The organism is Rhodoferax sp. RT4P68 (assembly GCF_056521305.1).
This window is the reverse complement of the sequence record NZ_JBWMBB010000003.1, coordinates 1-20,064: the sequence shown is the minus strand read 5'-3', so window position 1 is coordinate 20,064 and position 20,064 is coordinate 1. Positions and strand designations below refer to the sequence as shown.

Annotated in this window: 17 protein-coding genes and 1 pseudogene; 9 read left to right on the top strand and 9 right to left on the bottom strand. The window is 66.1% G+C overall.

What is annotated here, in order from left to right; all coding sequences use genetic code 11:
- Positions 1-72: 72 nt before the first annotated feature.
- From AC099J_RS06630 to AC099J_RS06620, 3 genes are all read right to left on the bottom strand, one after another.
- Positions 73-1,113 (bottom strand): endonuclease/exonuclease/phosphatase family protein, encoded by a 1,041-nt coding sequence (locus AC099J_RS06630; RefSeq protein WP_479614441.1) that lies wholly within the window; start codon positions 1,111-1,113, stop codon positions 73-75.
- 108 nt (positions 1,114-1,221) lie between these two features.
- Positions 1,222-2,343: a phosphate ABC transporter substrate-binding protein PstS gene (gene pstS, locus AC099J_RS06625; RefSeq protein WP_479614440.1), complete on the bottom strand. Its 1,122-nt coding sequence runs from the start codon at positions 2,341-2,343 to the stop codon at positions 1,222-1,224.
- A 5-nt stretch (positions 2,344-2,348) separates the two neighbouring features.
- Complete coding sequence (locus AC099J_RS06620; RefSeq protein ID WP_479614439.1) at positions 2,349-4,055, bottom strand: Na/Pi cotransporter family protein; 1,707 nt, start codon at positions 4,053-4,055, stop codon at positions 2,349-2,351.
- Positions 4,056-4,543: 488 nt separating this feature from the next.
- Here AC099J_RS06620 and ppk2 point away from each other — a divergent pair, with 488 nt between their 5' ends.
- Positions 4,544-5,428: a polyphosphate kinase 2 gene (ppk2, locus tag AC099J_RS06615; protein WP_479614975.1), complete on the top strand. Its 885-nt coding sequence runs from the start codon at positions 4,544-4,546 to the stop codon at positions 5,426-5,428.
- A gap of 15 nt (positions 5,429-5,443) precedes the next feature.
- Here the strand turns inward: ppk2 and AC099J_RS06610 are convergent, their stop codons facing one another.
- Positions 5,444-6,292: a PA4780 family RIO1-like protein kinase gene (locus AC099J_RS06610; protein ID WP_479614438.1), complete on the bottom strand. Its 849-nt coding sequence runs from the start codon at positions 6,290-6,292 to the stop codon at positions 5,444-5,446.
- A gap of 169 nt (positions 6,293-6,461) precedes the next feature.
- Here AC099J_RS06610 and AC099J_RS06605 point away from each other — a divergent pair, with 169 nt between their 5' ends.
- Positions 6,462-7,145, top strand: coding sequence for a glutathione S-transferase family protein (locus tag AC099J_RS06605; RefSeq protein WP_479614437.1), 684 nt, complete (start codon positions 6,462-6,464; stop codon positions 7,143-7,145).
- A 15-nt stretch (positions 7,146-7,160) separates the two neighbouring features.
- Here the strand turns inward: AC099J_RS06605 and AC099J_RS06600 are convergent, their stop codons facing one another.
- From AC099J_RS06600 to AC099J_RS06590, 3 genes are all read right to left on the bottom strand, one after another.
- A complete protein-coding gene (locus AC099J_RS06600; protein ID WP_479614436.1) occupies positions 7,161-8,012 on the bottom strand; it encodes a fumarylacetoacetate hydrolase family protein in 852 nt (283 codons plus the stop codon).
- A 34-nt stretch (positions 8,013-8,046) separates the two neighbouring features.
- Positions 8,047-8,793: an SDR family NAD(P)-dependent oxidoreductase gene (locus AC099J_RS06595; RefSeq protein ID WP_479614435.1), complete on the bottom strand. Its 747-nt coding sequence runs from the start codon at positions 8,791-8,793 to the stop codon at positions 8,047-8,049.
- Between the two features lie 154 nt (positions 8,794-8,947).
- Positions 8,948-9,709 carry an SDR family oxidoreductase gene (locus AC099J_RS06590; protein ID WP_479614434.1) on the bottom strand — a complete coding sequence of 254 codons (762 nt, stop codon included), beginning with the start codon at positions 9,707-9,709 and terminating at the stop codon, positions 8,948-8,950.
- Between the two features lie 117 nt (positions 9,710-9,826).
- Between AC099J_RS06590 and AC099J_RS06585 the strand changes: the two genes are divergently transcribed.
- From AC099J_RS06585 to AC099J_RS06555, 7 genes are all read left to right on the top strand, one after another.
- Entirely contained in the window at positions 9,827-10,546 is a 720-nt protein-coding gene (locus AC099J_RS06585; RefSeq protein WP_479614433.1) for a FadR/GntR family transcriptional regulator, read from the top strand.
- 54 nt (positions 10,547-10,600) lie between these two features.
- Positions 10,601-11,599, top strand: coding sequence for a sialic acid TRAP transporter substrate-binding protein SiaP (locus AC099J_RS06580; protein WP_479614432.1), 999 nt, complete (start codon positions 10,601-10,603; stop codon positions 11,597-11,599).
- A 149-nt stretch (positions 11,600-11,748) separates the two neighbouring features.
- Complete coding sequence (locus AC099J_RS06575; RefSeq protein ID WP_479614431.1) at positions 11,749-12,306, top strand: TRAP transporter small permease; 558 nt, start codon at positions 11,749-11,751, stop codon at positions 12,304-12,306.
- 21 nt (positions 12,307-12,327) lie between these two features.
- Positions 12,328-13,722, top strand: coding sequence for a TRAP transporter large permease (locus AC099J_RS06570; protein WP_479614430.1), 1,395 nt, complete (start codon positions 12,328-12,330; stop codon positions 13,720-13,722).
- 29 nt (positions 13,723-13,751) lie between these two features.
- Positions 13,752-15,278: a UxaA family hydrolase gene (locus AC099J_RS06565; RefSeq protein WP_479614429.1), complete on the top strand. Its 1,527-nt coding sequence runs from the start codon at positions 13,752-13,754 to the stop codon at positions 15,276-15,278.
- A gap of 10 nt (positions 15,279-15,288) precedes the next feature.
- Entirely contained in the window at positions 15,289-16,344 is a 1,056-nt protein-coding gene (locus AC099J_RS06560) for a malate/lactate/ureidoglycolate dehydrogenase (protein WP_479614428.1), read from the top strand.
- A 79-nt stretch (positions 16,345-16,423) separates the two neighbouring features.
- The gene (locus AC099J_RS06555) at positions 16,424-17,356 is read left to right on the top strand and encodes a LysR family transcriptional regulator (protein ID WP_479614427.1); all 933 of its coding nucleotides are present in this window, start codon (positions 16,424-16,426) and stop codon (positions 17,354-17,356) included.
- A gap of 259 nt (positions 17,357-17,615) precedes the next feature.
- Here the strand turns inward: AC099J_RS06555 and AC099J_RS06550 are convergent, their stop codons facing one another.
- Positions 17,616-18,470, bottom strand: a complete 855-nt coding sequence (locus tag AC099J_RS06550) for an HTD2 family dehydratase (protein ID WP_479614426.1) — start codon at positions 18,468-18,470, stop codon at positions 17,616-17,618.
- Positions 18,471-18,709: 239 nt separating this feature from the next.
- Positions 18,710-19,128, bottom strand: a pseudogene (locus AC099J_RS06545) (IS3 family transposase); the annotation flags it as partial.
- Positions 19,129-20,064: the final 936 nt, after the last annotated feature.

Below are 20,064 nucleotides of genomic sequence, written 5' to 3'. Positions count from 1 at the left end.
TTGCACTGCACACGATTGGACACGCTGGCACGCCAGACAACATGACAATTTGATGACGGCAGGCGACTGCGCTCATACTGGCGCCGCAGGCGCCGGCCGGTACCTGAACGTGGCGCGCACGATGCCATGGTCGTTGGTGCCCAGGCCCTTGTGGTCGTCGAAGTTCAGGTGGTCGTTGTTGACGACCATGCCGTCGAACATCCAGATGCGCTTGCGGCTGTTGTCGTAGAACTCCTGGCTCACGAGGATGTGGTCCAGCGATTCGCGGATGTCCTGGTGGATGTGCGTGTAGTACACATCGCGCGTGTCGCGGTATTCCTGCAGCGTCTGCCCCGTGTAGAACGCCGTGTCGCCGCCGCCCTCCGAATCGCCGACCAGATAGCGCGGCTGGTCGGTGAGGATGTTGGCCGTGTTGCTGTGCTGGCCGTCGTTGATGTCGCCCAGGACGATCACCGGTTCGTCGGTGCCTTTCATCACGTTGGTCAGCACAAAGCGCAGGGCCGCCGCCTCGGCCGTGCGGCGGATGGTGGACAACGCCGAGCCCAGGCCCTTGCCGTGCGCGCTGTAGGTGCTGCGGGCCTTGCGATACCAGCTTTCGTTGAAGACCTTGGTCGGCGCCTTGGACTTGAAATGGCACACGTAGACGTGCACGTCCGGCCGGTCCGAACGCGGCTTGATCCGGAAGTACAGCACCGGCCGCGAGAAGCCGCGGATGTTCACCTCGATCTGCGGCGTCTGCGGGTCGTCGCCCTGTGAACGCAGCACGAACGCTTCGGGAAAGTCGCTGATCCACTGCGGCTCGCCGCGCAGCAGGCCCTTGCGCACCAGCGCCGCGCAGACGATGCGGGTACCGTCTGCCGCGCCCGGCACCAGCATGTCGTATTGGTCGGCCAGGCCAGACCGATCGAGCGCGCGGGTCAGCGAATCCGCATGCCACAGCTCCTGCAGGCCGAACACGTCGGACGGCAGCCCGCGCAGTTGGCGTGCCGTCCACTCGATCTTCAGCTCGTAGGCCGCCTGGCTCCAGCCGGCGGTGTTGGTGTAGATCGGCAGACCGGGCTCGTTCAGGTTGAAGAGGTTGAAGGTCGCGATGCTCAGGCGGGGCAGTTTCATCGGTACTCCTTGTGGGCGGACAGTGCTGGAGAAGCAATCGCTTGCCTCTGCAACGTCAAGACTGGCGCGCGGCAGGTGCGCCGGCAAGCCCCGAGTGGCGCCTGCCCGCTACCGGGCGCCGCCGGCCTTGGCGTGCAGCGCGTCGCGCACGGTGCCGATCACAGCCACCGGCAGCGGCACATAACCCAGCTGCTCGGCCGCGCTGCGCCCCTCGACCAGCGACCAGTCGAAGAACGCCATCGTGCGCAGGTGCCGGCCTTCCTGCAACCGGTCGCGCAGCAGGCCGAAGACCGAGGCCACGATGGGGTAGGCGGCCTCGCCCTTGGCGTCGACCAGCACCTCGTCGAAATCGGCCGCCGCATTCCACACCGCCGACTGCGCCGCCGCCGCTGCGGCCACCGCGCCCGGTGCCACAAAGCGCCCGGCCGCGTTCTGCAGCGAGGCCATGGTCAGCTTCGCCTGGCGCGCCTGCACTTCGTCCAGATAGCCCAGCGCGTTCGGCGTCTCGCGGATCGTGCGCAGCACGCCAGCGCTGCCGCGCGCCCCCTTGCCCTGCGGCCATTTGACGACGGCGTCTGCGCCCACACGGCGCTTCCACTCGTCGCTCTGGCCGGCCAGGTAGCGCGTGAGCGTGAACGTGGTGCCCGATCCGTCGCTGCGGTGCACGGTCTGGATGTCGGCCTCGGGCAGGGTCAGCTGTGGGTTCAACGCGCGGATCGCCGGGTCTGACCAGCGGCGGATCTTGCCCAGGTAGATGTCGGCGATGAGGGGGCCGGTCAACCGCAGCGCACCCGGCGCCACGCCGGGCAGGTTGGCGACCATGGCGATGCTGCCCAGCACGATGGGGAACTGCAGCAACTGGTAGCGCCGCAGCTCGGCCGAACTCAGCGGCATCTCGCTGAGCGCGAAGTCCACCGCGCCGGCCCGCAGGCGCTGGATGCCGGCCAGCGAGCCGACCGGCTCGTAGTCCAGCGCCACGCCGTTCATGTCGTCGTCCAGACCCGTGTTCGGCGCGGCGTGGCGGATGCCGCCGGCCAGGTGGTGGCGGTATTCCTGCACCCAGCGCGCGGCCAGCGGGTAGACAAAGGTCGAGCCGGCGCCCTTCAACCCGGCACGGCCGAACTCGTCGGCCGCCTGCGCCTGGGCTGCCGCTGGCAGCAGCAGGCCGGCGCCCGCGCCCAGCAGGCTGGCCAGCAGCGTGCGGCGCGGCAGCTTGCGTGTGTCGTCCATGAGCTTCACCCCGCTGCCGGAACGCTCTGCACCCGCAGGCCGGTGTGCACGGCTTTATCTTCGAAGCGGGCCAGGTCGCGCGACACCGACTGGCGCTCGCTCTGGATGCGCTCGATCAGGAAGAACGCCCGCTCGGCGCTGCCCAGCAGGGCCAGCAGGGCGCCACGCTCGTCCCAGGACAGTGGCTGGCCCTGTTCCAGGCTGCGCGCACGCAGCGCCACCAGCATGTCGGCGTTGTCTTCGACCAGGTTGCCGGACTGCGCGCCAACGTTGTGCACGCGGCGGGCGATGGCCTCGTCCACCATGCCCAGCAGATCGGCCACGATGCCCTTGCCATGCGGCGAGAAGATCTGGCGCTCGACGCGACGGCTGATCTGGTAGAGCGATTCGCCCAGCGCGGCGCTGAAGTCTTCTTCCTCGATCAGGCTGGCCAGCAAGTCGGCCTTGGCCGCTGGCAGGTCAGGCGTCAGCATCGAGGCCGTGTAGCTGCGGATCTCGCGGTTCAGCGCATCGAGCTGCTTGTAGTGGGCCTCGATGTCCTCAGGCGCCGCGTCGTCGCCGCGCGAGGCGGCCATCAGCAGGCCGGCACCCTGCACGTAGCGGCCCAGCTCGTTCTGCACGGCACTCACGCCGGTGCTGAAGTTGCCCGCAGCGTCGCGGTCCAGGTGGCGCGGCACGGAGTAGTCCTCCAGCCCGTCGGCCTTCTCCAGGCCGATGCGCGAAAGCACCTTCTCGAACACGCCGATGAACGGGAACATCAGCACGGTGTTGAAGATGTTGAAACCGATCGAGTAGATGCCCACCGCCACCGGCACGAGCGGGAAGACCTCCTTGCCGCTTTCGGTCACCGACTGGCCGGGGTTCATGCCGAACAGGCCCATGCCCCACTGCAGGATGTCCATCGACAGGAAGAACAGCGGGAACATGAACGCCACGCCGAGGAAGTTGAAGGCGATGTGGGCATACGCAGCGCGCTTGGCGTTCTTGGTCAGGTTCAGCGAGGCCATCCACGAGGTGACCGTCGTGCCCAGGTCGGCGCCCAGCGAGAAGGCGACTGCCGTCTGCCAATCCAGGATGCCGGCGGCGCCCAGGCCCATGACGATGCCGATGGTGGCCGAGGACGAGTGGATCATCGCGGTGATGCCTGCGGCCGTCAGCACGCAGATCGCCAGGCCGGTGTAGCTGTCGGCCTTCAGGCTGGAGATCACGCTCATGACCTCGGGCATGTTGCGCAGCGGCTTCAGGCCACCGGTCAGCAGGTTCAGGCCGTAGAAGATCAGCGAGAAGCCGACGATGGCCAGCGCGATATTGGTCGTCTTCTGGCTCTTGGAGAAGACGTAGACCAGGCCGAAGATGCCGGCGCTGATGAGGCCCAGCGGCCCCAGCGGCAGTGCGATCAGCCCATTGCCCAGCGTGGTGCCGATGTTGGCCCCCATGATCACGCTGATGGCCGGGCGCAGGCCCACCACCCCGGCGTTGACCAGGCCCACGACCATCACGGTCATCGCCGTGCTGGACTGCAGCACGCCGGTGATCAGCGTGCCGGCCAGCAGGCCCTTGACGGGTGTGCCGGCGATCTTGCCGAGCAGCGCGCGCATCTTGTTGACGGCCAGGTTGTGGATGCCGTCGGACATGAACTCAAGGCCGAGCATGAAGATGCCGAGCCCGCCAAGGACGGGCACGAGGATCTCTCTGAAGATATCGACTTGCATACGAGGTTTCGGGGTGTTGGTGGGTCGAAATGGCCGCACACAATGCAGGGCCTTGCCGGTCGAGACTAGGCGCGTCACATGTCGGTGACGTGTCAAGTCATGAACGGTTGTACGCAGCCTTACACCCACCCCGCGCGCCGAAAACGCCAGTACAACAACCCACGCGACTCTGCGGTCAACCCCCACGCGTCGGGCCAGGCCCAACGCCATTTCAGCTCGGGCCTGTGCTCCAAGTTCATTGATCTAGGCCGCGGCAATGTCGGCCAGCTTGGCGCCGCCTTCGTCAACGGCGCAGTTGATCAAGACCGCGGCGCTCCCTGAAAATTGGGGACTGTCGGCCGCCTGCGTGGCGCTCGCGTGACAGCTTTTTGACACATGACTGTCACGCGATCGTCCTACGCTGCGCGGGCACCGGCTCGCCGTAGCCTCCCGAATCCGCAAAGGAAACCGCCGTGAACGACAACTTGTCCCAGAGCCACCAGGAGACCATGCAGCGTATCGAACGCGACCTGATCGACAGCTACGACGAAGAGCTGGAGATGGAGATCGACGACCGCCGCATCGAAGGTGGCCTGGAAGAAGACAACTCAGCCGAAGGCCAGCTGGCCCGCCAGACCTATTTTCGCGAGCTGCTGCGACTGCAGGGCGAGCTGGTCAAGCTGCAGGACTGGGTGCAAAGCACGGGGCAGAAGGTGGTGGTGCTGTTCGAAGGGCGGGACGCGGCCGGCAAGGGCGGCGTGATCAAGCGCATCACGCAGCGCCTGAACCCGCGTGTGTGCCGCGTGGCTGCGCTGCCCGCGCCCAACGACCGCGAGCGCACGCAGTGGTACTTCCAGCGCTATGTGTCGCATCTGCCGGCGGCCGGCGAGATCGTGCTGTTCGACCGCAGCTGGTACAACCGCGCCGGTGTCGAGCGCGTGATGGGCTTTTGCGACGACACGCAGTACGAAGAGTTCTTCCGCTCGGTGCCGGAGTTCGAGAAGATGCTGATCCGCTCGGGCATCACGCTGGTCAAGTACTGGTTCTCCATCACCGACGAAGAGCAGCACGTGCGCTTTCTGGGCCGCATCCACGATCCGCTGAAGCAGTGGAAGTTGAGCCCCATGGACTTCGAGAGCCGCCGCCGCTGGGAGGCCTACACCAAGGCCAAGGAAATCATGCTGGAGCGCACCCACATCCCCGAGGCTCCCTGGTGGCTGGTGCAAGCCGTGGACAAGAAGAAGGCGCGGCTGAACTGCATCAGCCACTTGTTGACGCAGCTGCCCTACCAAGAGGTCGAGCACGCCGCCATCGTTTTGCCAGCGCGCGCGCGCAACCCGGAATACACGCGCAACCCGGTGCCACAAGAAATGTACGTGCCCGACAAATACTGAATCCGGCCAGGGCACCTAGGCCCGTTGGCCCATGCGCAGCTGTCGCGCGGCTTCATCGTCGCGCGCAGCATCGATCTCGCGCAGCACACCGCCCATGTCGATCGCACCGGCAGCCCGTTCGAACCGGCCTGACAACGGGCTGTCCAACTGCAGCAAGCCGGCCTGGTAGAGGCCCCAGATTTCCGGCCCGTAGGCCGTTGCGCGCAACTCCGGCGCGAACTGGCCAAAGAAGTCAGCCAGGTTGCCGACGTCGCGCAGCAGCATGCGTTGGGCATGGTTGTTGCCGGCCGCATCCACGGCCTGTGGCAGGTCAATGATCACGGGGCCGTCCGCCGCCAGCAGGATGTTGAACTCGGACAGGTCGCCGTGCACGACGCCCGCGCACAGCATGCGCACCACCTCGGTCAAGAGCGTGGCGTGGTGGCGGCGCGCCTCGTCCGGCGTGAAAGCCACGTCGTTCAGGCGCGGCGCCGCGTCGCCGGCTGCGTCCGTGACCAGCTCCATCAGCAGCACGCCTTCGAAGAAGTTGTAGGGCTTGGGCACGCGCACGCCGGCATCGGCCAGGCGGTACAGCGCATCGACCTCGGCGCTCTGCCAGGCGGCCTCTTGCGCCTGACGGCCGAACTTGGTGCCCTTGGCCATGGCCCGGGCCTGGCGCGAGTTCTTCACCTTGCGGTTCTCGGTGTAGTCCACGGCCTGGCGAAAGCTGCGCTGCGTGGCCTCCTTGTAGACCTTGGCACAGCGCGTGTCCTCACCACAGCGCACCACGTACACCATAGCCTCCTTGCCACTCATGAGCTGGCGCACCACGGTGTCGATCAAACCCTCGTCGATAAGTGTTTGCAGTCTGGCGGGTGGTTTCATGAAGGGGAAGGCAAAAGCGAAGCGAGCCTGACTCTAACCGCCCGGGGATGACCTTGCGCCGGCCCCCCGCACCTGGGACCAGCGCGCATCAATCGCCCTTGATTTCAGCATCAAAGGCGCAGCCGCACCGCGCTAGCATCACGGCCTCCAAGTTCACAGGCGGCCCGGCATGCTCAAGCTCTACATCGGCAACAAGAATTACTCGTCCTGGTCCATGCGGCCCTGGGTATTGATGGCACAGGCTGGCATCGACTTCCAGGAGGTCATGGTGGGCTTCGACTCGTTCGATGCGGGCTCGCAGTTCAAGACGGCTGTGCAGGCCGTGACGCCCGTGGGCAAAGTCCCGGTGCTGGTCGATGGCGACCTGGCCGTGTGGGACACACTGGCGATCGCCGAGTACCTGGCGGAGGTTTTTCCCGACAAGCAGCTGTGGCCGTCGGACCGACAAGCCCGCGCGCGCGCCCGCAGCATCTGCGCCGAGCTGCACGCAGGCTTCGTCCCGCTGCGTTCGAACTGCCCCATGAACATCGAGGCCAGCTTGCCCGAGACTGGCCAACTGATCTGGCGCGACAAGCCCGCCGTGCGTGCCGATGTGGCGCGCCTGGTGGCGATGTGGGAGGAGCTGCTGGCCGCGCACGGCGGGCCGATGCTGTTCGGCGCGTTCAGCATTGCCGACGCGTACTACGCGCCGGTCTGCATGCGGCTGGCCACCTATGCGCTGCCTGTGCCGGCCGGCATTGCGGCCTACGTCGACCGTGTGCGCGCGCTGCCAGGGGTTGCGCGGTGGATCGACGGGGCGCTGGCGGAAAAAAACTTCCTCGATTTCGAGGAGCCCTACCGCCTGGGCCGTTGAGGCCCAGGCCGCTGCTTAGAGCTTGAACGGCACGACTTCCTGGCGCTGCTCGCCCAGGCCATCGATGCCCAGCGTCATCACGTCGCCCTTCTTCAGGAAGATGGCGTTGGGCTTCTTGCCCATGCCAACCCCGGGCGGCGTGCCGGTGGTGATGATGTCGCCGGGCATCAGCGTGTTGAGCTGGCTCACGTAAGCGACCAGCTTGGCCACGCCGAAGATCATGGTCTTGGTGTTGCCGGTTTGCATGCGTTCGCCATTCACATCCAGCCACATGCCGAGCTTTTGCACGTTGGGCACTTCGTCGCGCGTCACCAGCCAGGGGCCGATGGGGCCGAAGGTGTCGAAGCCCTTGCCCTTGTCCCAGGTCAGGCCGTGCTCCAGCTGCCAGGCGCGTTCGCTCACATCGTTGATGACGACGTAGCCGGCCACGTAGTTCAGCGCGTCCTTCTGCGAGACGCAGCGTGCGCGCGTGCCGATGACGATGCCGAGTTCCACTTCCCAGTCGCTCTTGACCGAGTTCTTGGGCAGCATCACAGGATCGTTCGGGCCCTGGATGCAGCTGTTGGCCTTGGTGAACACCACGGGCTCGGCCGGGATCGGCATGTTTGACTCGGCTGCGTGGTCCGCATAGTTCAGGCCGATGGCGATGAACTTGCCGACGCTGGCCACCGGGCAGCCGTAACGCGGCTTGCCGCGCACCAGGGGCAACTTGTCGGTCTTGATCTTGGCGATCTTGGCAAGCGCTGCATCGGACAGCTGGGCGCCGCCGATGTCGGGCACCACTGCGGACAGATCACGCAGTTGGCCGTTGTCATCGACGAGACCTGGCTTCTCTTTGCCAGGGTTGCCGTAGCGGACAAGTTTCATGGTTTCTTTTTCCTTCTGAAGTGGACTCGGGGAGTCAGTAAGTGGAACGGCCGCCCGACAGGTCGAACACCGCGCCGGTGGTGAAGGAGCAATCCTCCGTGCACAGCCAGCTGACCATGGCCGCGACCTCGGCGACTGTACCGAAGCGCGCCATGGGGATCTTGGACAGCATGAAGGCGATGTGCTCGGGCGTCATCTGGTCGAAGATCGGCGTCTTCACGGCCGCTGGTGTGATGCAGTTGACGCGGATGCCGGTGTCGGCCAGCTCCTTGCCCAGCGACTTGGTCAGGCCGATCACGGCAGCCTTGCTGGCGCTGTAGGCGCTGGCGTTGGGGTTGCCGTCCTTGCCGGCGACGGAAGCGATGTTGACGATGCGGCCGTAGTTCTTCGCGCGCATCAGCGGCACGATCTCGCGGCAGCAGTGGAACAGGCCATTCAGGTTGACCTGCTGCACCTGAGCCCATTCGTCGGGTGGGTAGTCCCACAGCTTGACGTTGGGGCCGGTGATGCCGGCGCTGTTGACCAGGATGTCGACGGCGGGATGCGCCGCGGCGGTCTGGCGCGCGGCCTCGACGACGCTGGCGTGCACGGCGACGTCGACCTGGACCGTGTCCACGCCGGCGCCCAACGCGACCTGCGCCTTGGCCAACGCGTCGGCGTTCTGGTCCCACAGCGTCACGCTGGCGCCCGAGTCCAACATGCGCTGCGCGATGCCGAAGCCCAGGCCCACGGCGCCGCCGGTGATGACGGCGTGGCGCCCCTTCAAATCCAGTGCATTCATGCCCGATCTCCTGATGCCGCTGCACGCGCACCGTCGCAACGCGCGGCGATGTCCATTCGGGGAACACCACGGAGCCGGCTTTGCCGGGCCGCTGGTGTTGCTCCCCTGGGGGAGGATTCGGCTACACGAATTGAGCAAGAAACGAGGGGAGCCCTCATATGGTCATGCCGCCATCGACCGAGAAGACCTGGCCGGTGGCGAAGACCGATTCATCGCTTGCGAGATACACCACGATGGGCACGATCTCGGCCGCCTGCGCCAGCCGCCCCATCGGCTGGCGTGCGACGAAGGCCTTGCGCGCCTCGGCCGGGTCGGCGTAGGAGTTGATGCGCTCGCCCAGCGAAGGCGTGTCCACGGTGCCGGGGGCGATCGCATTGCAGCGAATCCCCTTGGCTACGTAGTCGGCCGCAACGCTCTTGGTCAGGCCGATCACGGCCGCCTTGCTGGCACCGTAGACGCAGCGGTTGGGCAGGCCCTTCAGGCTGCTGCAGACGCTGGCCATGTTGATGATGGTGCCGGCGCCCTGCCCGTTGGCATTGGCCAGCATGCGCGGCAGCGCCGCCTGGATGGCCCAGAACTGCGCGCGCAGGTTCAGGTTCAACGCGAAGTCCAGGTCGTCGTCGCTCGCCTCCAGGATGCTGCCGTTGTGCACCACACCGGCGCAGTTGAACAGCACGTCGATACCCGGCATGCCCGCCACCATGGCGCCGATGGCGGCCTTGTCCAGCACGTCCAGCCGCTGCGTGTGCACGCCGCTCTGGCCGGCGTAGGCACTGGACAGCAGGTCCGCGTTCACGTCGGTCGCCCAGACCTCGGCACCCTCGCGCGCCATCGCCTCAACGGCAGCTCGCCCGATGCCCTGGCCAGCGGCTGTCACCAGCACGCGCTTGCCTTGTAGTCGTCCTTGCAGTTGCATCACTCGTCCTTGTTTGAGGGTTTCGCCGGATGGGTCGGCCTGGGAAGGTGTGGGAGTATCAATTGGTCTGACCACTTGGCCAATCCAGGACAACCCTAGACACACCACCCTGCCCGCATGCCCCTGCATTCCATCGCTCCGCAACGGCTGTACCGCCAGATCGCGGAACAGCTGCGCGCCCTCATCGCTCAGGGCGAATTTGCCGTGGGCGCGCGCCTGCCGGCCGAGCGTGATCTGGCCCAACAGCTGGGCGTGAGCCGCCCTTCGGTGCGTGAGGCACTGATCGCGCTGGAGGTGGAAGGATGGGTCGAGGTGCGCACCGGCTCGGGCGTCTACGTGCTGGAGCGCGATCGCCGCGCCGCCGCACCAGTGCCGGCCAGCGCCGAGAGCGAATGGGGCCCGCTGGAGCTGATCCGCGCGCGTCGCGTGGTCGAGGGCGAGACCGCCGCCATCGCGGCGCGCCAGCGCAAGCGCCCGCACCTGCAGGCCATGGAGCAGGCCATCGCCGACATGCGCGACACCGCCGCACGCAAGGTCATGCCGCTGGAGGGCGACCGCGCGTTCCACCTGGCCATCGTCGAGGCCTGCGGAAACGCCGTGCTGGCCGAGACCGTGCAGAGCTTCTGGGATTCGCGCCGCGGCCCCATCTTCACGCGGCTGGGCGGCTACTTCGAGACCGTGCCCGCGTGGCGCATGGCGATCGCCGAGCACGAGGCCATTCGCGATGCCATCGCCGCGCGCGATGCCGAGGCCGCACGCCACGCCATGCACACGCACATGGACAAATCGCACCAGCGCTTTTCCGCCAGTTGGCGGCGCGCATCCAAGGCGGCCTGAGCCGCATTCACTCGTTCGACTTTTCCCACCCTGACCCCCAACGGAGACAACGCCATGCACCAACCCAAGCGACTCACCCTGCACACCCTGGCGGCCTGCTCGTTCGCCGTGGCCCTTCTTGCCGCCGGCGGCCTGGCCCAGGCCCAGACCAAGCTCAAATGGGCCCACGTCTACGAGACCTCCGAGCCCTTTCACAAATACTCGGTGTGGGCGGGCGAAGAGATCAAGAAGCGCACCAACGGCAAGTTTGAGATCACCGTGTTCCCGGCCTCCACGTTGGGCAAGGAGTCCGACATCAACCAGGGCCTGACGCTGGGCACCGTGGACATCATCCTCACCGGTGCCAGCTTTGCCGGCCGCAGCTACCCGCCGCTGGCCATCACCTACTTCCCGTTCATCTTCCGCGACGCCGAGCACCAGCTGTCCTACGCCAAGAGCGACGTGTTCAAGGAACTCGCCAAGGGCTATGACGACAAGACCGGCAACCACATCACCGCGTTGAACTACTACGGCGCGCGCCATGTGACCAGCAGTGCGGCCAAGCCCGTCAGCAAGCCCGAGGACATGAAGGGCCTGAAGATCCGCGTGCCCGATGCGCCGGCCTACATGGCCTTCCCGAAAGCGCTGGGCGCCAACGCCACACCGATCGCGTTTGCCGAGGTCTACCTGGCGCTGCAGAACAACACCGTGGACGCGCAGGAGAACCCGCTGCCCACCATCGAGGCCAAGAAGTTCTACGAGGTGCAGAAGAACATTTCGCTGACCGGCCACATCATCGATTCGCTGCTGACGGTGGTCTCGGGCAGCACCTGGGCCAAGCTCAGCGCCGAAGAGAAGAAGATCTTCGGCGACGTGATGATGGAGGCCGCCGACAAGACCGGCCGCGAAATCATCGCCTCTGAAACACGGCTGGTCGATGAGTTCAAGAAGAAGGGCAACAACGTGATCACGGTGGACAAGGCCGCGTTCCGCGAAGCAGTGCTGAAGGCCACCAAGCCGACGGACCACGGCTACCGCCAGGCGGACTACGACAAGATCATCGCGATCAAGTAGGGCTCTTCCCGATTGGCCGGCTCACCGCGTGGGGCCGGCCCATCCCCCTCAAGGGGCGCACCCAGCGGCCTGGCAGAGCCAGTCCGGCGGGTGCCCTGGAACGGGCTTGGCTGCGCAGCGGGCTCAATCTGCGGCACTCTGGAGAACATATGTCCGAGCAAAAAATCATCGACGACGAAGGCCACTTCCACGCGCCGGAAGAAGTCATCGACCTGTCCGACACCATCCTTGAGGCCTGGGCCGCGCTGGCCATCTTCTGGCTGCTGGGCGCAACCGTGCTCTACCAGTTCATCACACGCTATGTGATGAACGATTCCGCCGCCTGGACGGAAGAGGTCGCGCGCTACATGCTGATCGGCGTGGTATTCATCGGCGCGGCCATCGGCGTGCACAAGAACAACCACATCCAGGTGGATTTCTTCTACCGCCACATGCCGGCCGCCGTGGGCCGCTGGCTGTCGCGCCTGATGGACGTGCTGCGCATCGCCTTCTTCATCGCCGCTGCCGTCATGACGGTGCAGATGATGCTGAAGATCGGCGGCAACACGCGCATGACGGTGGTCGACGCGCCGATGAACATCGTCTATGGCGTGTGCCTCATCGGCTTCATCGCCATGGCCTGGCGCTCGCTGCAGGTTGCACGCACACATTGGTCTCGCGGCTACAGCGTGCTGGAGCGCCCCGAATCCACCATGGCCGAACGTTGAGAAGCTGAGAACCCACCTCCCATGCTCAAGATCCTGTTCCTGTTCTTCATGGCCGGCGGCATCCCCGTGGCCATCGCCATGGCCGGCGCCTCGCTGGTCTACATCCTGATCTCGGGCGACCTGCCGCCCTTCGTCGTCGTGCACCGCATGGTCAGCGGCATCGACAGCTTTCCGCTGCTGGCCGTGCCCTTCTTCATCCTGGCCGGCAATCTGATGAACAACGCCGGCATCACCACGCGCATCTACAACTTCGCGCTGTCGCTCGTGGGCTGGTTGAAGGGCGGGCTGGGCCACGTGAACATCGTCGGCTCGGTGGTGTTCGCCGGCATGAGCGGCACGGCGATTGCCGACGCGGCGGGCCTGGGCACCATCGAGATCAAGGCCATGAAAGAGCATGGCTACAGCACCGAGTTCGCTGTTGGCGTGACGGCGGCATCGGCCACGCTGGGGCCCATCATTCCACCCAGCCTGCCGTTCGTGATCTACGGGATGATGGGCAACGTCTCCATCGGCGCGCTGTTCCTGGCGGGCCTGCTGCCTGGCCTGATGATGACCTTGCTGATGATGCTGACGGTGACCTACTACGCGCACAAGAACGGCTGGGGGCGCGACATGAAGTTCAGCGCGCCGCGGCTGTTCAAGGCGCTGGCGGAACTGGCGGTGGTCATCGGCTGGCCGATGCTGGTGTGGCTGGTCGTCGCCAAGTTCGACATGCCGGCGCAGCCTACGGTGTTTGGCGCGCTGGCCTTGCTGTTCGTGCTGGACAAGCTCTTCAACTTCGAGGCGCTGCTGCCCATCATGACGCCGGTGCTGCTGATTGGTGGCATGAGCACCGGCCTGTTCACGCCCACCGAAGGCGCCATCGCGGCCTGCCTGTGGGCGATGATCCTGGGCTTTGCCTGGTATCGCACGCTCAAGTGGAAGATGTTCGTCAAGGTCTGCCTGGACACCATCGAGACCACCTCGACGGTGCTGTTCATCGTGGCCGCCGCTTCGATCTTCGGCTGGATGCTGACGGCCACCGGTGTCACCACCGACATCGCCAGTTGGGTGCTGGGCTTCACCAAGGAGGCCTGGGTCTTCCTGCTGCTGGCCAACCTGTTGATGCTGTTCGTGGGCTGCTTCCTGGAGCCGACAGCCGCCATCACCATCCTCGTGCCCATCCTGCTGCCCATCGCGCTGCAACTGGGTGTGGACCCGGTGCACTTCGGCCTGGTGATGGTGCTCAATTTGATGATCGGCCTGCTGCACCCGCCCATGGGACTGGTGCTGTTCGTGCTGGCGCGCGTGGCGGGCCTCAGCTTCGAGCGCACGACCATGGCCATCCTGCCCTGGCTGGTGCCCCTGTTGCTGAGTCTGGCGATCATCACCTACGTGCCGCAGCTCGTTCTCTGGCTCCCCAGAATGTTCTTCTAACCTTTCACAGATAAAAGAAGGCCCCTACGATGACCCCCTTCATTCGCCTGCACCCGGCCGACGACGTTGTGATCGCCCGCAGCCAACTGGTGGGCGGCGCCACGGTCGAAGACTTCACCGTGCGCGGGCTGATCCCCGCCGGCCATAAGGTTGCTGCGCATGCCATCGCCCAAGGCGCGCCGGTGCGGCGCTACAACCAGATCATCGGCTTCGCAAGCCGGCCCATCGCCCAGGGCGAGCACGTGCACACGCAGAATCTGGACATGGGGCCTGACAAAGGTGACTTCGAGCGCGACTACGCGTATGGCGCCGATGTGAAGCCCGCACCCGCCAAACGCGAGGCCACCTTCATGGGCATCAAGCGTGCCGACGGCCGGGTGGCCACGCGCAACTACATCGGCGTGCTGACCAGCGTGAACTGCTCGGCCACGGCCGCGCGTGCGATTGCCGACCACTTCTCGCGCCAGACGAATCCGCAGGCCCTGGCTGCCTTCCCCAATGTCGATGGCGTGGTCGCGCTCACGCACGGCACCGGCTGCGGCATGGACACGCAGGGCATGGGCATGCAGATTTTGGAACGCACGCTGACGGGCTACGCCACGCACCCCAACTTCGCCGGTGTGCTGGTGGTGGGCCTGGGCTGCGAGGCCAACCAGATCAATGCCTGGCTGGCGACTGGCCATCTGGCCGAGGGCGAGAACTTTCGCACCTTCAACATCCAGGACACAGGCGGCACGCGCAAGACGGTGGAGAAGGGCATCGCGCTGGTCAATGACATGCTGCCGCGCGCCAACGCCGCGACACGCGAGCCCTGCAGCGCGGCGCACATCACCATCGGGCTGCAGTGCGGTGGGTCGGACGGGTACTCGGGCATCAGCGCCAACCCGGCGCTGGGCGCGGCGGTGGACATCCTGGTCGCGCACGGCGGCACCGCGATCCTCTCCGAGACACCCGAGGTCTATGGCGCCGAGCATTTGCTCACGCGCCGCGCCGTGCGCCGCGAGGTCGGCGAAAAGCTCGTCGAGCGCATCCACTGGTGGGAGCGCTACACCGCCATCAACGAAGGCGAGATGAACAACAACCCCTCGCCCGGCAACAAGGCCGGGGGGCTGACCACGATTCTGGAGAAGTCGCTCGGCGCGGTGGCCAAGGGCGGCACCAGCAACCTGGAGGCGGTCTATGAATACGCCGAACCGGTGACAGCGCACGGCTTCGTCTACATGGACACTCCCGGCTACGACCCCGTCAGCGCGACGGGCCAGGTGGCCGGCGGCGCCAACATGATCTGCTTCACCACCGGCCGCGGCTCGGCCTATGGCTGCGCGCCCTCGCCTTCGCTGAAGCTGGCGACCAACACCGTGCTGTGGCAACGCCAGGAGGAAGACATGGACATCAACTGCGGCGAGATCGTGGACGGGAAGGCCAGCATCCAGGAGATGGGCCAGCGCATCTTCGAATTGGTGCTGGCGACGGCGTCGGGGCAGCAGAGCAAGAGCGAACAACATGGCTACGGCCAGAGTGAGTTTGTGCCGTGGCAAGTCGGCGCGGTGATGTGAGGAACACAGCATGAGCAAGACCATTTCCCCTGACGAATTGACCGGCCTGGTGGTCAACGTCATCTCGGCCGCCGGCAGCGCGCCGGCCGAGGCGCACAAGGTGGCGGCCAACCTGGTGCTGGCCAACCTCAGCGGGCACGACTCGCATGGCGTAGGCATGGTGCCGCGCTATGTGGACGCGGTGCTGGAGGGCGGCCTCAAGCCCAACACCGGTGCGCGGACGACGCTGGACATCGGCACCATGCTGGCGCTGGATGGCCAGCGCGGCTACGGCCAGATCGTCGGCGAGCAGGCGATGCAGATGGGCATCGCGCGCGCCCAGAAGCACGGCAGCTGCATCATGACCGTGGGCAACAGCCACCACCTGGGCCGCATCGGGCACTTTGCGGAGATGGCGGTCGAGGCCGGCCTGGTGGCGCTGCATTTCGTCAACGTGCTGTCGCGGCCCGTTGTCGCGCCCTTCGGCGGTGGCGACGGGCGCTTCGGCACCAACCCCTGCTGCATCGGCGTGCCGCTGAAGGGGCAGCCGCCCTTCATCCTCGACTTCGCGACCAGCCGGCAAGCGCAGGGCAAGATGCGCGTCGCCCACAACAAGGGCCAGCGCGTGCCCGAGGGCACCTTGATCGACGAGCACGGCCGCCCCACCACCGACCCCGGTGTGGTCGTGGTGCCGCAGAGCAATGGTCTGTTCGGCGCCTTGATGACCTTTGGCGAGCACAAGGGCTACGGCATGGCGGTCGCCTGCGAGCTGCTGGGCGGCGCGCTGAGCGGTGGCGGCACCTGGCACCGCCCGGCCGACCAGGCGCGCACGGTGCTGAACGGCATGCTGACGGTCTTGATCGACCCGGCCAAGCTGGGCACGCAGGCCACGTTCGAGCAGGAAGCGCTAGCCTTCGTCGACTGGTTGCGCGCCGGGCCGGCAGGCGAGGGCTTCGAAGCCGTGCGCATCGCAGGCGAGCCCGAGCGGGCCTACCGCGCAGCGCGACGCGCCAACGGCATCGAGGTGGACGACCAGACCTGGGCCGAGATCGAGGCCGCTGCCGCGAAGGTGGGCGCCCGACTCTGACCGCTTGAACGCGCTGGGGGTGGCCGCCGCCGCCCACAGCGGACCCCACCCGGCCACGCCACATGGGAAGGCCCGCACCATGCATTTCGACCTGATCGACCTGCGCCTGATGGTGCGCGTGGCCGAGGCCAACAGCCTGACACGCGGCGCCGAGGCCTCGCATATCTCGCTGCCGGCCGCCAGCACGCGCATCCGCAACCTGGAAGACAGCATCGGCGCCAAGCTGCTCTACCGCACCAGCCACGGCGTAACGCTGACGCCACCCGGTCAGGCGCTGGTGCAGCATGCGCGCCTGGTGCTGGGCCAGATCGAGAACCTGCGCGGCGACCTGCAGCAGTACGCCCAGGGCATCAAGGGCCACCTGCGCGTCTTCGCCAACACCACGGCGCTGGGCGAGTTCCTGCCGCCGGTGCTCAAGACCTACCTGCTGACGCACCGCGATGTGAACATCGACCTGCACGAGCGGCTGAGCGTGGACACGGTGCGCGCGGTATCCGAGGGCAAGACCGACATCGGCATCGTCGCCGGGTCGGTGCGCACCGAGAACCTGGAGGTCATGCCCTACCGTGAGGATCACCTGGTGCTGGTGCTGCCGCACGGTCACAAGCTGGACACGGGCGCGCCCGTGGCGTTCGCGCAGTCGCTGGACTACGACCACGTGTGCCTGGGCGAGACCAGCGCAATTCAGAGTTTCTTGCGGCAGGAATGCGACCAGCAACACCGGCGCATGCAGATCCGCATTCAGGTGGGCAGCTTCGAGACCGGATGCCGCATGATCGAGGCCGGGGTGGGCGTGGGCATCGTGCCGCGTTCCGCCGCGCGGCGGCATGCGCAGACCATGCAGATCACGCTGGTACCGCTGCTGGACCCATGGGCTGTGCGCGCCCAACTGATCTGCGTACGCAGCCTGGCCGCGCTGCCCGGCTTTGCGCGGGATCTGGTGGACCTGCTGGTGCAGGACCGGGAACTGGCGCTCGCGGCGGGCAACAAGGCCGTCGCTGCCCGCGTGTAGTGAGCGGCGCGGGCGTGGCGTGGCGCGGTGCGGTGTGGCGCGGTGTGGCGCGGGCGTCACGTCGCGTCATGCCACGTCACGTCACGTCACGTCGCGTCGCGTGCCCCACGCCCCACGCCCCAAACTCCAAGCTCCAAGCCCTTGGTTCCTGCCTCCTGCCTCCTGCCTCCTGCCTTCTGGCTTCTGGCTTCTGGCTTCTGGCTTCTGGCTTCTGCCTTCTGCCTTCTGGCTCTTGGCGCCAAGCGCCTGGCGCATCACCTCACACAAAGTCGGCGCGCGCCTGCAACGCCAACCGGCCGGCATGGTCGCGCACCCACAGCCGCGCGTAGCCGCCGTGCGCGCCCGCGGCCGGCTCCACGCGGCCGCACAGCGTGAAGGCGTGCAAGTCGAACAGCGGGCCGCAGGCACGCACGTCGAAGCGGGCCAGTTGCACACCGGGGCGCTCCTCGCGCAGCATGCGCAGCAGTAGCAGTGCCACCAGCTGGCCTTGCACGACCAAGCCCGGATAGCCCTCGACCTGGGTGGCGTACGTGCGGTCGTAGTGAATACGGTGGCTGTCGCCGGTCAGCCCGGCGAAGCGGAAGAGCAGCACCGGGTCGGGCATGACCCTCCGCGAAAACGCCTCGCCGTTGGGCGCCTGTGTGGAGGCCGACCTTGGCACGGTGGCCAGCGGCGCATCGCGGTACACGACATCGTTCGTCTCGGTCAGCGCCAAACCCAGGGCGTTGCGAATCTCGTGGCGCACCGTCACGAACACCAGCGCACCGGTGCGGCCCTGCCGCGTACGCACATCGGTGAGGCAGGAGCTGCGCAGCATCTCGTCGCCGATGCGCAGCGGGTGCGCGAACTGCAGACGGGTGCCGGCCCACAGGCGGCGCGGCAGCGGCACCGGCGGCAGGAAGTCGCCGGGCGGCGCCAAACCGTCGGGGCCAACGCGGCGCTGAGCCACCAACGGCGCGAAGTACAACCAGTGCGCCAGTGCCGGCAGGTCGGAGCCGGGCACTGGCAGCGCATCGGTGTGGTCCAGCACCGCATGCAAGCCGGCCAAGGGTGCTGCCGTCACGTCGTCACTACGCGTCTCGACGCGCCCCATCCAATCACGCAGGTAGTCCATGCACGGGCCGGGAAAAAAACCTGGGCCTGAGCTTGAGCGCCGGTGACGCAAAGATCCATTCGCTTTTGGGGAAGGTGGCCTTTTGGTGCGCGGAAGGTGTCGCGCAGTACCGCGAGAGTGACCTGGCCTTCATCCAGTGGCCGGTCATACTTCGCCGACGTGAAAGTTTTTCGTCAGCAAACGCACCGGCCTACTGTGTCGTGGTCAAGCAATTTCGGACACGCCGATAGGTTGGAATGTCAGGCAGCGCGTTCCGCTATGTGGCACCGCTCATGGTCAATCGGTGACCGGTAGCCCCGCGTCGTATGCAGCCTGACGGGGTTGTACAAGCCGACGATGTAGTCAGCGATGTCGGCTTTGGCTTCCTCGTGATTGGCATAGTCGCGCTGCCAGATGCGTTCCATCTTTAGGTTCAGAAAGAACCGCTCCATCACGGCGTTGTCCCAGCAGATGTACGTGATGTCGCTCACCCACGCCTGGTCCGGCGCTGCGGGCCGGAACTTGCGATCAAGCACGTTGGCCGCAACGGGCAGGCCGTCGCGGCCGTCCGTGGTGTGCACGAACTTGCGCTTCCACTGCGGGCGCAGCCGTTGATGCGCATCAGCGTGCGTGCCCAGTGGCGTCCGATCGGCAGATCCCGGGCTTTGAGCGCCTGGCTCCCGAGTTCGACACCAACCCCGCTAAGTCCTTGATCTGTATAGGCCGCGTTCAAAACGCGCCACTACAGGAGGGGCAGCTGAGCGTGGAGCGCGGGTTTCTTGATCTTCACATCCACACCGAACAGGCCGACACACTGGCCGCATTGCGGCTAAGTCGTTGTCAGAATTAGAGGTCGGCCCGGAAAACGGCTGGGAAGTGTCGAACTCGGGTGGCCAACGCTGCACCCCTGGTCGCGGATCATGATCACCACTTGCAGTTTGAAGTCGGCATCGAATGCTCGTCGTGTTCTCTTGACTGTCATGCTTGTTTCGCTCTCGTTTGGGAAAAGTCCCAATCGAGGTGTCCATAGAAATTGGACCATGACAACCCATCACATCGACCAAGCGCGGGTTCCGGCTGCTCAAGTACGAGATCGAGATCACGCCTGTGGTCCACTGTCTACCCAGGTACACCAAAGCAGACGTGAGCCTCCGCTTCCTAGCACTGATCCTGTACCGCGAAATGCGCTAGCGGCTGCGCCCTACCGCAACGATCCGTCGCCTGAATCCGCATTGGACGGCTTCCGGTGCGTCCAGCGCCACAGGATAACCACCAACAATGCCGCCCCATTCGGGGCGTCTCCACCCTCGCCAAACCGTACCGACGGACTGAATCAACAAGGGTTCGCACACGTCCAAACAAGCCTGTTGTAGTGACAGCCGAAAGGCCGACGCGATATAGCGCAACGACTTACGGGCGTCAGTAACGAACGTTGGTAGCCGCGATGCTACTTGAACTCGTACTCACGCCAGCCACTAACAAAACGTGAAAAGCGTCGCCCAAATAAAAACGCCCAATCTTTCGACTGGGCGTTTTTGGCTGTAGGAGCCTGACGATGACCTACTTTCACACGGGAACCCGCACTATCATCGGCGCGGAGGCGTTTCACTGTCCT